The 14,871-nt window shown below is 71.8% G+C and carries 11 protein-coding genes; 4 read left to right on the forward strand and 7 right to left on the reverse strand.

The features are described 5' to 3' along the window. The first annotated feature begins 177 nt into the window (after positions 1 to 177). Both D6718_02805 and D6718_02810 read left to right on the forward strand, forming a co-directional pair. A complete protein-coding gene (locus D6718_02805) occupies positions 178 to 2,088 on the forward strand; it encodes a sodium:calcium symporter (protein RMG47884.1) in 1,911 nt (636 codons plus the stop codon). 124 nt (positions 2,089 to 2,212) lie between these two features. Further along, the gene (locus tag D6718_02810) at positions 2,213 to 2,668 is read left to right on the forward strand and encodes a hypothetical protein (GenBank protein RMG47885.1); all 456 of its coding nucleotides are present in this window, start codon (positions 2,213 to 2,215) and stop codon (positions 2,666 to 2,668) included. Here D6718_02810 and kbl read toward each other — a convergent pair. Beyond that, positions 2,658 to 3,848, reverse strand: a complete 1,191-nt coding sequence (kbl, locus tag D6718_02815; GenBank protein RMG47886.1) for a glycine C-acetyltransferase — start codon at positions 3,846 to 3,848, stop codon at positions 2,658 to 2,660. The two genes, D6718_02810 and kbl, sit on opposite strands and share 11 nt — an antisense overlap. Before the next feature lie 62 nt (positions 3,849 to 3,910). On the opposite strand from kbl, the gene D6718_02820 reads away from it, so the two are divergent. Beyond that, on the forward strand, positions 3,911 to 4,858 hold the full coding sequence (locus tag D6718_02820; protein RMG47887.1) for a CAP domain-containing protein: 948 nt from the start codon (positions 3,911 to 3,913) through the stop codon (positions 4,856 to 4,858). Here the strand turns inward: D6718_02820 and D6718_02825 are convergent. Genes D6718_02825 through D6718_02850 form a run of 6 tightly spaced genes read right to left on the reverse strand, consistent with a single transcriptional unit; the run spans position 4,828 to position 13,811 of the window. Then, entirely contained in the window at positions 4,828 to 5,334 is a 507-nt protein-coding gene (locus D6718_02825; GenBank protein ID RMG47888.1) for a hypothetical protein, read from the reverse strand. The two genes, D6718_02820 and D6718_02825, sit on opposite strands and share 31 nt — an antisense overlap. A gap of 49 nt (positions 5,335 to 5,383) precedes the next feature. After that, positions 5,384 to 5,911: a hypothetical protein gene (locus D6718_02830; protein RMG47889.1), complete on the reverse strand. Its 528-nt coding sequence runs from the start codon at positions 5,909 to 5,911 to the stop codon at positions 5,384 to 5,386. Further along, positions 5,908 to 6,621: a DUF1684 domain-containing protein gene (locus D6718_02835; protein RMG47890.1), complete on the reverse strand. Its 714-nt coding sequence runs from the start codon at positions 6,619 to 6,621 to the stop codon at positions 5,908 to 5,910. The genes D6718_02830 and D6718_02835 overlap by 4 nt, the downstream gene beginning before the upstream one ends. A 46-nt stretch (positions 6,622 to 6,667) precedes the next feature. Beyond that, complete coding sequence (locus D6718_02840) at positions 6,668 to 8,059, reverse strand: YfcC family protein (GenBank protein RMG47891.1); 1,392 nt, start codon at positions 8,057 to 8,059, stop codon at positions 6,668 to 6,670. 36 nt (positions 8,060 to 8,095) lie between these two features. Beyond that, the gene (locus D6718_02845) at positions 8,096 to 11,086 is read right to left on the reverse strand and encodes a DEAD/DEAH box helicase (protein ID RMG47892.1); all 2,991 of its coding nucleotides are present in this window, start codon (positions 11,084 to 11,086) and stop codon (positions 8,096 to 8,098) included. A gap of 10 nt (positions 11,087 to 11,096) precedes the next feature. Beyond that, positions 11,097 to 13,811, reverse strand: coding sequence for a histone deacetylase (locus D6718_02850; GenBank protein RMG47893.1), 2,715 nt, complete (start codon positions 13,809 to 13,811; stop codon positions 11,097 to 11,099). Positions 13,812 to 14,170: 359 nt separating this feature from the next. Here D6718_02850 and D6718_02855 point away from each other — a divergent pair. After that, positions 14,171 to 14,871: PAS domain S-box protein (locus tag D6718_02855; GenBank protein RMG47894.1), on the forward strand; the 701-nt coding region annotated here is incomplete at its 3' end.

Genomic DNA, 14,871 nt, shown 5'->3' on the forward strand with positions numbered 1-14,871 from the left:
CAGCCCGGTTCCGAGGACGCGCTCCCCGCGGCGGCGGCGTGTCCGCCCCGGCCATCCCTTCGAGACGGCGCGGAATGGCCGACAAGGCCGTGCGCGGCGCCGATTTCGTGCATAATCCGGGCCGGAGCGGCGCCGGGCCTCGCGGGCCCCGCGTCGTGTCCCCTCGGAACGAAGGGGATGGGTGGGCAGGAGGGTCTGATGGCGAACTCGTCGGGTCCGACGCGCGAGCGCTGGGGAACGAGGATCGGCCTGATTCTGGCCGCCGCGGGAAACGCGATCGGCATCGGGAACCTGCTGCGCTTCCCGAGCCAGGCCGCGCAGAACGGCGGTGGCGCCTTCATGATCCCTTACATCGTGTCCCTTCTGCTCTTCGGCCTGCCGATGATGTGGGTCGCCTGGACGGTCGGCCGCATGGGCGGACGCTGGGGGCACGGCACGACTCCCGGGATCTTCGACAGGCTGGCGGGCGGGCGCCCCTGGGCGAAGTACCTCGGCGTGATCGGCGTCGCGCTTCCGATGGTGTTCGTGCTCTACTACGCTTACATCGAGGCGTGGTGCCTCGGATACTCGTGGTTTTCCTTCCGCGGCGCCTACAGCGATCCCAGCGTCGATCTCAGGACTTTCTACAACGAGTTCCTCGGCAACGCGACCACGTCCAACTACTTTTCGGGGGTGGGTGTCGCGCTCCTCTTCATGCTGATCACCCTGGCGCTCAACGTCTGGATCCTCTACCGCGGAATCCAGGGAGGCATCGAGCTGCTCGCGAAGATCGCCATTCCCCTGCTCATGGTGTTCTGCCTCGTCCTCGGGGTCCGCGTGCTCACTCTCGGACAGATCAAGGGCACCGTGGCCGACGGGCTCAACTTCCTCTGGACACCACACCTGGACCGGCTGCTGGACTTCAACGTCTGGATGGCCGCCGCGGGCCAGATCTTCTTCACGCTCTCGATCGGCTTCGGCTCGCTCGAGTGCTACGGTTCCTATCTGAAAGAGGACGACGACATCGCGCTGACCGGCCTGACGACCGCTTCGCTGAACGAGTTCGTCGAGGTGATCTTCGGCAGCATGATCGCGATCCCGGCGGCCGCCGTCTATTACGGCGCCGGACAGGTCGAGGCGATCGCGAAGTCGGGGGGATACGCGATCGGCATGGTCTCGATGCCGGAGATCCTTCGAGGCATCGGGGGCGTCGAGGTGTTCGGCTCCATGTGGTTCCTGCTCCTGTTCTTCGCCGCCTTCACCTCCTCGGTCGCGGTCGCCCAGCCGGTGATGTCGTTTCTCCAGGACGAAGCGCGCCTGAGCCGCGCCGCGTCCGCCGCCGTGCTCGGCCTGCTGTGGCTGCTGGGTTCCGTCCCCGTCGTCTTCTTCTACCGCTATGGATCCCTCGACGAGATGGACTTCTGGTCGGGCACCATCGGGCTCGTCGTCTTCGCCATCTTCGAAGTGGTGCTGTTCGCCTGGGTGTTCGGGATCGACCGCGGCTGGCAAGAGATGAACCGGGGCGCCCAGATCCGCATCCCGGTGGTGTTCCGGTTCATCATCAGGTGGGTGACGCCGGCGGCTCTCGTCGCGATCTTCGCCGGTTGGTTCTTCCCGGCGACGATGAACGGCTCGCTGATCGCCTCGCCGAAGCTCTATTGGGGCGTGATCGACGCCGGATCGATCGGCGGCCGCGTGACCGAGCACCTTCCGGAACGTGGATCCCTGGAAGAGGCGCGTCTGAAGAAGATCGAGGAACGCTTCGCGCGGGCGGTGACCAAGGCCGGACGCGATCTCCGCGCATGGGCGAACGTCACGCTCAACCCGGCGGCACCCCCGGCGGTGGACAGCGTCGGCGGTGATCCCGAACTGCTGGCGGAGTTCGGCCGACGCGACCTGCAGGAGTGGCTCGCCGCCCGCGGACTCCGTTTCGAGCCGGAGGAGGGGTCCCCCTCCCGCTCCGTGGCCCTGTCGCTGGCGATCGAGGGTCGCTACCGGGAAACGGCCATCTGGATGACCCGGATCGTCATGCTCGGCTTCCTGTTCGGGTTCGGCGTGATGGTCTGGGCGATCTGGCTCCGCCGGTCGGCCGGGGAGGATCGCGCATGAACATCTCGGCGGCGGTTTTCATGATCCTGAGCTGGCTCCTCGTCGGCTCGCTGTCGGCCTACTGCTTCGTGAAGGTCCTGGGGGGCGACCGGGAACGAAGGAACGGCGGCGGACGCTGACGTCGATGAACCCCGGCGCCGACCGGCGGCGACGCCTCGCGGAGCTGGTGGAGAGGGAGCTCGGCGCGCCGCGCCCGTTCGAAGAGGTCGCGGACGAAATCCCCCGCCTGCTGCCGGATGCCGGCGAGGCGGCCGAGGTGCTCAGAGCCCTGGCGAAGGCCGACCGGGCACGCTTCTGGCTGCGGGCCGAGCGCCGCTGGACCCGGCGCCTCGGCTGGCGGCTGGTGCGCCCCTTGATGGCCGTCTCGCTCGCCGGGGCCGTGGTGGCCGTCGCGCAGCGCGCGCTCGACGCCACCGCGGCCTACCTCCTCTACCTGGCCGGTGTCGCCGCGCTCTACGTCGCGCTCCAGCTCTACCTGTCCCGGTGGTCCGCCGCGACCGAGCGCCGGCTGGCCGAGATCGAACGCGCCCACCGGGAGGAGATGGCCCGCCTGCTCGAGCGCCTTCGTGTCACGAGATGACGGAAAGCTCCCGCCCCACCTCCGTGAACGCTTCCACCGCCCGGTCGAGCTGTTCGATCGTGTGCGCCGCGGAGACCTGCACCCGGATCCGCGCCTGCCCCTTCGGCACCACCGGGTAGAAGAAACCGATCACGTAGATGCCGCAGTCGAGCAGCGCGGCCGACATCTTCTGCGCGAGAACCGCGTCGTACAGCATGATCGGGACGATCGGGTGCTCGCCCGGTTTGATGTCGAACCCGGCCTCCGTCATGCGGCGCCGGAAGTGCTTCGTGTTGCGTTCCAGCCGGTCCCGCAGCTCGGTGGTTTCGCTCAGGCGGTCGAGCACGGCGATGGAGGCCCCCGCCACGACGGGCGCGAGCGTGTTCGAGAACAGGTACGGCCGCGACCGCTGGCGCAGGATGTCGACGATCTCCTGGTGCGCGGCGATGAACCCTCCAGAGGCGCCTCCGAGCGCCTTGCCGAGGGTTCCGGTGACGATCTCCACGCGATCCATCACGCCGCAGTGCTCCGCCGACCCTCGGCCCGTCGCTCCCACGAATCCGGTGGCGTGGCTGTCGTCGACCATCACCAGCGCCTCGTAGCGGTCGGCGAGCTCGCAGATCTCGCGCAGCGGGGCGATATCGCCGTCCATCGAAAACACGCCGTCGGTGGCGATCATCCGGCGCCGCGCGCCCGAAGCCTCTTTCAGCTTCGCCTCGAGATCGTTCATGTCGGCATGCTTGTAGATGAAGCGCTTCGCCTTGCACAGGCGGATGCCGTCGATGATCGAGGCATGATTCAACTGGTCGGTGACGATCGCATCCTGCTCGCCGAGAATCGGCTCGAAGACCCCGCCGTTCGCGTCGAAGCAGGCCGCGTACAGGATCGCGTCGTCCTTCTGGAGGAAGGCGGCGAGCTTCCGCTCCAACTCCCGGTGGATGTCGAGAGTCCCGCAGATGAAGCGCACCGAGGACATCCCGTAGCCGCGCGCATCGAGAGTCTTGTGGGCGGCCTCGATCAACCAGGGCGCCCCCGAAAGCCCGAGGTAATTGTTCGCGCAGAAGTTGAGCACCTTCCGCCCGTCGGCCAGGGTGATCTCCGCGCCCTGAGGGCTGGCGATGATCCGCTCGCTCTTGAACAGCCCCGAGTCCTTGATCTGCTGAAGCTCCTGCTGCAGCTCGGTCTTCACCGCTCCGTACATCGGCTCCTCCCGAAGGAGACCTTCGGCGCGCCACTTTCTGCGCGGCGCCCGGGAAACGCTGCATGATACTACGACGCCGCGCGGCGGCACGGGGGCGAACGGTGGCCAGCGTCCGATGCATCGCGGCGGTGGGGATCGGTTGGCTGGCCCTCCTCGTGCCTTCCGGCGCCGCAAACCCGCTCGAAGCGCTCGCCGGCCGCCTCGCCCAACGGCTCGCCGCCGAACGCGCCGCCGGCGGCGGGCCCCCGCTGATCCGGTCGGCGGAGCTCGATCGCCTCGCCGCTCGGCGCGCCGGGGAGATCGCCGCGAGGGCGCCCGGCCGCCGGCTCGGCGGGAGAGAGCCGGTCTCGTCGTGGCTGGCCCGCGCCGGGCCGGTGCGGTTCCGCCGTGCGCTCGAGTTCGTGCACCTGCAGCGCCACGAGCGCGACCCGGTGGGCGCCGTGCTCGCGCGCCGGCCGGATACCTCTCCGTTCTGGCAAACGGTCCGTTCGGGCCGGCGCCCGGGCCGCGTCGGGGCGGGGGTGGCGCGAACCGCGGACGGGTGGCTCGTGTTCGTGGCGCTCCTCACCGAGGCCCCACGGAGCGCCGGGGAGCTGCGCGCGCTCGAGCGCGCCGTGGCCCGGGAAGCGAACACCGTCCGCTCCGCCCGCGGCCTGGAACCGCTGCAGCCCGATGCCGCGCTGGGGGAGGCCGCACGGCGGCACGCGGAGGCGATGGCGGCCGCCGGCCGGGTGACCCACCGCCTCCCGGGAGGTCCGGCGCTCGCGGAGCGCGTCCGCCGGGTCGGGGTGAGGTTCCGCCGGCTGGCCGAGAACCTGGCGGCGGTCGGCGACTCGGACGATGCTCCGGCGCGGGTGCTGGCCGGCTGGCTCCGAAGCCCCGGCCACCGCCGGAACCTTCTCGATCGCCGCTTCACCCGAACGGGCGTGGGTGTCGCCGCGGGGGAGGACGGCTCGCTCTACGTGACCCAGCTCTTCGTTCAGCCCGAACCGGCCGATCCGTCCCGATAGAGATCCCGGCGGCGCCAGAGGTGCACCGTCCCGATCAGCAGGAGCGCGAGCCAGACCGCCGCGAAAAGGGCGAGGCCGGTGACGACGCCCCGCGGCACCAGATCCCCGAACGTCCCGTCCTCTCCGAGAACTCCGATCCGGCGGGCCATGGTGACCGCGGTGCGCATGTGCATCCGAAGGCGCGGTCCCGGGCGAGCTCCCAGCGCCACCGTCACCAGCGCGCCCCACCCGGGGATCGTGAAGAGCCAAGGGGCGAGGCGCGAGCGGGCCACGATCGCCCAGCCCGCGGCCAGCAGCAGGAGGCCGGAGCCCACCTGCCCGGCGAAGAACCAGAAACCGCTCCACGGAAGAAGCCGGTCGAACAGGGGCAGCGGGTACGCCGGCCGCAGCGCGGGGACGAAGGTGGCGACCAGGCGGTGGGCCAGGAGCAGAGTCCCCGCCAGCAGGCAAGCGGCCGCCGTCAACCGGCCCGCCACCGGTAGAGGCCGCCTCACCCGACCGGCCCCCGCCGCCACCGCCAGCTCCTCAGCCGAGCTTCTCCGCCCAGACGCGGTCCTCGAGACGCTGCACGATCTCGTCGGCGATCTCCTCCGGAGGGCGGCCGAGCGGTTCGACGATCAGGTCGGCCTCCTCGTAGATCGGGCGGCGCTGCTCGTACAGGGTGGTGAAGCGCTCGTTGCTCTCGTCGTCCGGGCGGAGCTGGCCCCGCTCGATGGCGCGCGCGAGGCACTCCTCGAGCGACGCGTCGATGAACACGGAGACACCCGACTGCTGGATGGTGCGCCGGTTGCCCCTATCGGTGAACGTGCCCGGCCCCGTGACGATCACGCCCGGGGGGCCCGTCGCCACGGCGACCAGCGCCCTCCGCTCCCGCTGGCGGACGCTGCTTTCGCCCTCCTTGCGGTACAGCTCGGCCAGCGGCATCCGTGCGCTCGCCTCGATGACAGCGTCGGTGCTGAACAGAGGGCGGTCGATCTTGTCCGCGAGCGCCCGCCCGACCTCGTCGGTCCCCGAACCGAAGAAACCGACGAGAAAGATGCGATCCGGAATCATTTCGTCACCTCGGTCGGCCGGCCCGCCTGTCCGTGCGAGGCCGCCGGGCCGCCCGCGCCGTGCGCGTCAACCCATCCCCTCTCCCCCGCGCGAACCGGGAAATCGAGCCGGTTCGCCGGTGGGGTCCGGGGGCACTGGTAGCCCGGCTTGCCGTAAGCGCAGGAAGGATAGTAGGCCAGGTTGAAGTCGAGAACATACCAGTCGTCGATTCCGCCGGCCAGATCGATGTAGCGTCCGGCTCCGTAGGTCTCCACACCGCTGGTCTCGTCCTGGAACGGAAGGAACAAGCCGCCCCACTCCCGGGGTCCGACGTCGCGCAGCTGGTAGACCTCCAGCTCGCGCCGCACGCCGTCCTGGGTCCAGACCAGCTTGCCGACGGCCACGGCGGGCCGCCGCTCCCCGTTGGTCGTGGTCATCGGGTGCGGCTTCGGATCGTCGTACCGCTCCAGGTGGGCGAAGAAACGCAGCGACGGATTGAAGGGATAGTAGTCGAGTCCTTGGAACCGGCGCTTCACCTCCTCGGGGAGAGGGGACTCGGGAGAGGTCTTGAACCACTCGTTCCGCTCCGCCCGGGCGGCTGCGATCTCCTCCGGCGAGAGGAACCTCAGCCCCGGCGGCGGTCCCTCCGGGCCGGGCGCCGGCGCGCAGCCCGCCAGGAGCGCGCCCAGCAGGGCCGCCTGGCGTCCGATCGATGCTCCCGCTCGTCTCATCGGCGGCGATGATGCACGCAACGGCCGCAGGCGGCCAGCCCGCCGCTCAGGCGTACCCGAGCTGAACGGCCACGACGAGCGCGAGCGATCCCACCACCCAGACCTTGAGCATCAGCGGCGTGACGAAGCGCAGCCACCGGTCGAAGGGGATGCCGGCCATCGCCAGGATACCCATCAGGACGGCGTTGGTCGGGACGACGATGTTGGTGAACCCGTCCCCGAACTGGTAGGCCAGCACGGCGACCTGGCGCGTGATGCCGAGCACGTCGGACAGCGGCGCCATCAGTGGCATCGTGACATAGGCCTGCCCGCTGCCCGACGGAATGAAGAAGTTGCACACGCTCTGCACCAGGAACATCCCGGCCGCCGCCAGCGAGGGGCCGAGGTGGCGGAGCGGCTGAGCGATTCCGTGGACGATCGTGTCGATCACCTGGGCATCGGCGAGGACGAGCTTGATGCTGTTCGCGAAGCCGATGAGCAACGCCGTGGTGGTCAGATCGGTCGCTCCCCGGCAGAACTCGACGGCGATGCGGTCGGCCCCCAGGCCGCCGACCGCCCCGAGCACGATCGTCAGCCCCAGGAACAGGGCCCCCATCTCGACCAGGTACCAGCCACGGCTCGCCAGACCCCACACCAGCAGGCCCAGCGCCGCGAAGGTCACGGCGAGCACGGCCACGTGCCGGCGCCCCAGGGCGGGCGGGTCGGACGGCAGCGCGACGGGCGGCGGGCCGAGATCCGAGACCAGCGAGCGGGACGGCTCGCGCGCGACCTTGGTGGCATAGGACCAGACGTGGTGGATACCGATCGCCAGCATCACCGGCGTGAGCAGCAGGCGGAACCACATCCCGGAAGCGGGCGGCAACCCGGCGATGTTCTGGGCGATCATGACGGTGAAGGGGTTGAGCACCGCCGTCCCGTAGCCGACCCCGTAGCCGACGCACATGATGCCGACGCCGGTGACGGCGTCCATCCCCATGCCACGGGCGAGAAGCAGCAGAATCGGGACGAACGGGAGGTACTCCTCCGCCATCCCGAAGCCGGACGAACCGGCGGCGAAGGCCGTCACGCCGATGGCGATCAACCAGCCGCGCCGGTCGCCGAACCTGCGGAGCAGGAGCCCGATCGAGGCATCGACCGCGCCGGTGGCGCGGAGGACGGCGAACGCCCCGCCGATGATGAAGACGAAGAAGATGATGTCCTGAACCGAGGCGAAGCCTCGGGGAACGACCGTCAACGGGGTCAGCAGATCCCCGACGCCGAAGGGCGCTTCCCGCTCGATCCGGTGATAGGTGCCGGGGACGACGACCTGGTGGCCGTCGTGGTCGTGCCGCTCGTAAGCGCCCGCGGGGAGCACCAGGCTCGCCAGCCAGGCCAGCACGATCATGCCGAAGAGCAGGACGAGGGTGTGAGGGACCTTGAGACGCCGCTTTTCTGCCATGGCGCTCCCCCCCGGGGCGGCCCCGGGCCAAAAAGGTCACCAGTCTACCGGAATCCGGCCCACCTCACCGCGCCGGCTGCGGAACAGGACGTATCCGTGCCGGCGCCCGTACGCCCACAGGGCGGCGGTCAGGAGGACGTCGCGCCGGCAGTAGCGCTCGATGAGATCGAACCGGCCCTGCTTGACCCACTCGAGCGACTGGAGCCCGTTCGCCGTTTTCTCGATGCCGAGGGTGGCGGCGGCGAGGTGCGCGAGGGAGAGCCGGAAGCCGAGCCGCGCGTGGATCGCCCGGAGGAGATCGAGCGTCGCGACCCGGCTCAGGTCGGCCCTGGCGTAGGGGGCCAGCACGGCGAGGTCGAACCGCTCGATGTTGAAGCCGACGACGCGGTCGGCCCCCAGCAGCTCGTCCACGAGAGCGTCGGCATCCGATTCGCGGTAGGAGCGGAACCTTCCCGTCCCTGCGTCCAGGCAGACGGCCAGGGCCAGCCCCATCCCCGCGATGTTCCCCCAGCCGCCGACCTCCTCCGCCCCGCGCAGCGTTTCGACGTCGAAGAAGATCCAGCGGCCCTCGCCGGGGCGGAGCAGCTCGGAGGGAGGCGGCAGATCGGGCGGCCAGCCGGCCTCTTCGAGCCCCGCCGGCGCCGGTGTGTCGCTCCGGGCATCGAAGAAACCGGGCGGCAGCGGGCCGCCGCCCCGAACGCCGGGATGCCGGGCGGAGCGATGGGAGGCGAGCGCCGCCTCCGCGGCCGCCTCCGCCGCGCGGCCGCCGGGACGGAGCCGCTCGGCCCCGAGGAGCAGATCCAGCACCCGAACCGCCCCCTCCTTGTCGAGCGGCTGGTTGCCGGACCCGCACTTGGGCGAATGGACGCAGGAGGGGCAGCCGTCCTCGCACGGGCAGCCGGAAACGAGCTCCCGCGTCCGGGCAACGAGCCGCTCCGCGCGGTCGTATCCGGTTGCCGCCAGGCCGATGCCTCCCGGCCACCCGTCATAGACGAAGACCGCGGGACCGCCGAGCTGAGGGTGCTGGGCGTAGGAAATGCCGCCGAGATCCCAGCGATCGCAGATGGCCTCGAGCGGGAAGAGGCCGATCAGCGCGTGTTCCGCCGCGTGCAGCGCGCCGGCGGGATGGTGCTCCGCCTGCACCAGGTGGACGACGGTTTCCCGTGGGAGTTCGAACCAGAATCCATGCGTCTCCAGCACGAGCGGCGGCGCCTCGAGAGGATGGCGCGAGATCTCCTCTTGCCCGAAGATGCGGCGCTTCGAGTAGCCTTCGACGAACGTCGTCACGCGCAGGCGTCCGCGCGCCAGCGTCGCGGGGCCGACCGACCTCGCCTCCTCCCGGGAGAGGATCTCGGTTTCCTTCCGCGCGTAGACCTGTGTGAAGTAGTCGACCTGCGCCGGTTCGAGCAGAACCCGCCGCTCCTCGCGTTCCAGCGCGAGAACCCGGTAGGACTGACCGCCGTGCAGGTAGATGGCGCCCGGATGCCCTTCGAACCAGACCCGCGCCTCGTCGAGAGTGCCGAGCCGGCGCCCGTCGGACGCGCGCACCAGCTCGTAGGCGATCCCGGCACTCCGGAGCGAGATGCTCCTCTGGGGTCGCCGCCGCAGCACGAACCAGCGCTCGGCATCGTGCTGCCTCAGGACGCGTCCCTCCCTCTCGAGGCGCCGGAGCCGCTCCGGGCCGGCCTCTCCCTGGAGAAATCGCGCGTCGTCGAGATCGAGGGAGCGCTCGGCGGCTGCGGCCTCGAGGTGCGCCGCCGCGATCGATTCGTTTCCCGGATCGAGAACGACGCGCTCGAACTCGCCGGAGAAGAAGTGCTCCGGGTGGGAGACGACGTACTGGTCGAGGGCATCCGGCATCGCCACGAGGACGGCGAGAGATTCGCGGTCCGAGCGCCCGGCCCGGCCGATCCGCTGCCAGGCCGTGGCCAGCGAACCCGGATAGCCGACGAGCACGCAGACGTCGAGACCGCCCACGTCGATCCCCGCCTCGAGCGCGGACGTGCTGATGACGCCGTCGAGTTCCCCGGAGAAGAGCCTCCGCTCGATCTCGCGCCGCTCTTCCGGGAGGTACCCGGCCCGGTACGGCGACACTCGCCGCGCGAGTTCCGGCTCGCTCTCGGCCAGCCAGCGGTGCATCAGCTCGGTGATGCGCCGCGCCTTGGTGAAGGCGATTGTCTTGTGCCCCGCTTCCACAGCGCGGGCCACGACGCGCGTGGCGACCGTGTAGGGGCTCGCCATCGTCGGCGAGAGAAACAGGACGTGACGGGCCGGCCGGGGGGCTCCCGAGTCGCGGATCACCTCGAACGGCTCTCCGGTGAGGGTCCGGATGAACTCCTCGGGAGCACCGATCGTCGCCGATCCGGCGATCAGCCGCACGCTCCCCCCCTCGTGCCGGACGAGGCGCATGAGGCGGCGGAGAACGTGATGCACGTGCGCCCCGAAGACCCCGCGGTAGACGTGCGCCTCGTCGATCGCGATCAGCCGGAGTCTCGCCAGCCAGCCCGACCAGCTCTCGTGGTAAGGAGCGAGGCCCAGGTGAACCATGTCGGGGTTCGTGATCAGAACGGCGGGTGGACGCCGCCGGATCCGGCGCCGCTCGCGGTCGGGGGTGTCACCGTCGTAGACCGCGGCCGCACGATCCGGCTCCAGCCCGAGAGGGACCAGGAAGGCACGCACGGCTTCGAGCTGGTCCCGGGCCAGCGCCTTGAGCGGATAGATGAACAGGGCCCGGGCCTCCGGATCCTTCTCCCGGGCCGCGAGGTAGGCGAGCAGGTAGGCCAGGGTCTTCCCGGAGGCCGTCGGCGTCGCCAGCAGCACGTTGCGGCCGCCCGCGGCGAGATCGAGCGCTTCCCGCTGGTGGCTGTACAGGCGCTCCACCCCGGCGCCGCGGAGGGCCGGTTCCGCGCCGGCGGGCAGCGGGCCGCCGGGATCCCACCGGGGCGGCCGCGCCGGGGAGAGGCCGCGGTAGACGACATGGCCTGCCAGCCTCGGGTCACGGCAGAGCCTGCTGACGAACCGCTCCATTCCGGCGCTCTCAATCCTCCGCCGCGTTCGGGCGGATCACGAATCTCGCCGCTTCCCGGGCCGCGGCCCGTTTCCGCTCGTACTCCTCGCCGCCGATCCGCTCCTTCAGCGCCGGGGAGACGGCAAGGACCATCGGGGCCGGCTCCCAGCGCACGGGCCTGCCGGTGGCCGCGTCGACGACTCGTCCCTCCTCGAGCAGGCGGTTCGCGACCGCGAGCGGCATGCCGGCGAGCCGCTGCCTCATCGCCTCGAAGCGCCCCTGGCGCTCGGGGTCGAGGAAGCGGAGGAGGCGGCTCGACTGGGCGGCCATGTGGTAGTGTGCCGGCACGAACAGCAGCCCGTCGAGTCCGAGCCTCTCACACGCGAGAACCAGGAGGGCGACCACGTCGCGGAGAAGGCCGAGCCCGGGGTGCTGCTGGCCCGGGAGCGGCGGCCGATCCGGCGGAAAGACCGCGCGTGGATTCTGCAGGAGCAGCCACTCGACCGCGAGGAGGCGGAACCCCGGCACGGCGTCGTCCCTCGAGCGCGCCCTGAGCTCCCCGAGGAGCTCCCGCCGGTCCGGATCGCCGTAGAGCCGGACCACTTGTCCTGCCTCCCCCGAGAGATCGAACTCGAGCACGGGGTGAGCGAAGCCGAGCTGACGGATGCGCTCGAGCAGCCCGAGCCGCTCGAGCGCCACCTCGACCCCGTGCGGGGAGTAGAAACCGAGGAAGCGGTCGGCTCCCGTGCGCAGCCCGAGGGCGGGGGCGATGTCCTCCGCCGTCAGAAGGAGCCCCTCCCCTCCCCGCGGGGCCGCGAGCAGCTCCTCGTCGAGCCGCTGCGCCGCCGCGCGGTACCGCCCGAGCACGAGCTCCTCGGTGGGCGGGGGCTCGTCGCGCCTCCCGCCGGACAGGATCCTGCCCAGCCACCGTGCGGTGGGCCGCCACGCGTCCGGGCCGTAACCGCCTCCGAGGAGGACGACGAGACCCGGCCGGCCCGCGGCTCTCCGAACGGCCTGGTAGACGGCCAAGTCGCGAGCCAGGAGCCCCTCCGGCGTGAGACGCCACGTGCCGCGGGGATCGGACGCCGCCCCGTCGACGCCGGCGACGTAGAAGACCAGGCGCGGCCGGAACCGGAGCAGGATCGCCGGAAGCTCGCGCCGGAGGGCGCCCAGCAGCTCGGCGTCGCCGACGTCGTGCCCCAGGGAGACGCTGGTCGACTCGACCGCCGCGGTCGGAGCCCAGTGGTCGGCGTGGATCGAGAAGGTGTGGACGGTGGCGTCCCCGGCAAACAGGAGGCGGGTGCCGTCACCGTCGTGCATGTCGAGATCGACGACCAGCACCCGGCCGTCGAACCCTTCGCGGCGAAGCGCCGCCACCGCGACACCGATGTCGTTCACGAGACAGAATCCGCCGGCGCGGGCGCGGCGCGCGTGGTGAAGTCCGCCGCCGAGGTTGACCGCCAGCGGCCGCCGGCCGAGGGCGGCGCGGGCGGCCAGAACGGTTCCCCCCGCCATCGCGCGCTGCATCGCGACGATCCTGTCGAGCTGAGGGGGGTCCAACTCGAACCCGAACGCGTCGCGCGCGGTCTCGGGGCTTTCGAGGGCCGCGACGTAGGTCGGATCGTGAACCTCCTCCAGGTCGCGGACGCTCGCCGGCGGCGGTCGAACGACGCGGGAGGGCAACAGGCCGCGGGAATCGAGGAAGGCGAGGATCCGCTCCCCCCTGTGGCGGTCGACGTCGCTCGACGGCAACGCCTGGGAGTATTCCGGGCCGTGCACGAACAGCGCCCGGCGTCGCGCCAGCCAGCCGCCCAGAAAGAACGGGCGGCACGGCACCGGGGGAAGCGGAGGGCCGCGCCGTTCCGTTGAGCGCCTCCCGGTCATCGCGCCCGCCGCGCTCCTCCGCCAACGGGGAAGCCCCGAACCGCGCGCTTCCCGATCCGGACGTGCCATTATCGTCCGTGCCGGCGTGCCGCGGCGCTTGCCGGCCGGAGGGTCTCGTTGGTCGCCGCTTACCTCACCGGGGAGGAACGCGACCTGTTCGACGCGTGGCTCGCGGAAGCGGTCGCGCGCTGGCGCGAGCTCCTCACCTTCACCGAGATCCGGCGCGGGGTGCAGGCGCTGTCCGAACTCTACCGCGGAGGCGGGAGCGGCCCCGACCTGGCGGCCCGCGCCCTGGCGGGACGGGGGAAGCGCGCCGCGCTCGCCACCTACTGGTCCGCGCTGCATTACGTGACCGTTCACCACGTCCTGCTGGCGATCGGACCGAAGCGCCTGGGATCTCCCGCTCGGGTGATCGACGTCGGCTGCGGCACCGGCGCGACCGGGGCGTCCGCGGCCCGTGCGCTCGGCGCGGTGCGGGTTCTCGGTCTGGATCGCTCGCCGTGGGCGGCGGAGGAGGCGCGCCGCACCTACGCCGCGTTCCGGTTGGAGGGCCGGGTGCGCCGGACGACCCTCCCCGCCGGGATGCCGCGGGCCGGACCCGGCGTCCTCGTGGCGGTGGGATGGCTGGCAGCGGAGCTGGACGAGGCGGGGCGCCGGTCGCTCCTGGCGCGCCTCGACCGCTGCGTCCGCGCCGGGGGGCGGGTGCTCGTCTGCGAGCCGGCGGCGGCGCGGCGCGCCCCGTTCTGGCGAGAGTGGGCCAGCCGCCTCGCCGGCCTGGGGGTGCGGGAAACCTCGCTCCGCGTCAGCGTGGAGCGTCCGGACTTCGTGCGGGAGATGGACGGCGCCGCCCGGCTCGACCATCAGGTGCTCGGCGCGAGCGTGCTCTGGGGGCCGCCGGCGGATGCGGGGTGACCGCGGCCGCTCGGACCGCCGCCCTCGAGCCGGGGCGGCGGTCCGGGGCCGCGCGGAGGAGAGAGTCGGTCCGGCAGAGAGGGCGGAGCCCACTCGGGGCAGGTCCGCCTGTCCGCCACCGGCCGGGTCGCGCCCCGCTCCCGGCCGGGTTCACCGCGGGTGGTGCTCGTCGACCCGCTCGGGTCCCGTGTACCAGCCCGGGAGGGGTGGGCCAAGCGATTCCGAACATCTGGATCCGGGATCGTGGCGCGCGGCCTTCCACGTTTCTGGACCGCCGCCCAGTCCGCGGGCCCCGGTATGATGGCCGCGTGAGACGGAACGTTCTCGCGGCAGCCTCCTTCCTGCTGCTCGCGTTGTCGCTGGCCGGCATCGGGCGGGCCCTCTACTACTCGAGCGCCTGGCGCAGCGGCCTGGCCGCCGCGGCGCTGCTCGTGTTCGCGGTGGTGGTCCTCGCCGCTCTCCTGGCCAGGCAGCGGGAGCGGCTCGCCGACGCGCAGAAGGCGCTCGCCCGCTCGGAGATCCGGGCCCAGGCCCTCATCGAGGCGAGTCCGGACGGCGTGGTCCTCCTCAGCGGTACGCGGATGGTCTTCGCGAACCCCTCGTTCCGGCGCTTGCTGGCTCTGCCCCCCGACGAGGAGATCGCGGGCCGGGATCTGCTGGCGCTGGTGGCCCCGCCGGACCGGGAGAGGGTGGCGGCGTGGCTCGAGAAGCGCCAGCTCGGCGGGCAGGTGGGCGACGAGATCCAGTTCACCGGCCGGCGCGTGAGCGGCGCGGAGATCCCGCTCGAGGCCGCATCGGCCCTCCTCCCCGCCCGCAGCGGCCGGCAGTTGGCCCTTTTCGTGCGCGACCTCTCGGCGCGCAAGGCGCTCGAGACGCGGCTGGCCCATCTCGCGCGGCTCGAGGGCCTGGCCGACATCGCCGAGCGCCTGGTGCGCGACTTCGACGGCCTGTTCCAGCAGATCCGGAGGCTCGCTCGGAGCGCGGGCAAGCCGGGCGAGGCGAGGGGGGA

The sequence above is a fragment of the Acidobacteriota bacterium genome (genome assembly GCA_003696075.1).
GTDB lineage: Bacteria > Acidobacteriota > Polarisedimenticolia > J045 > J045 > J045.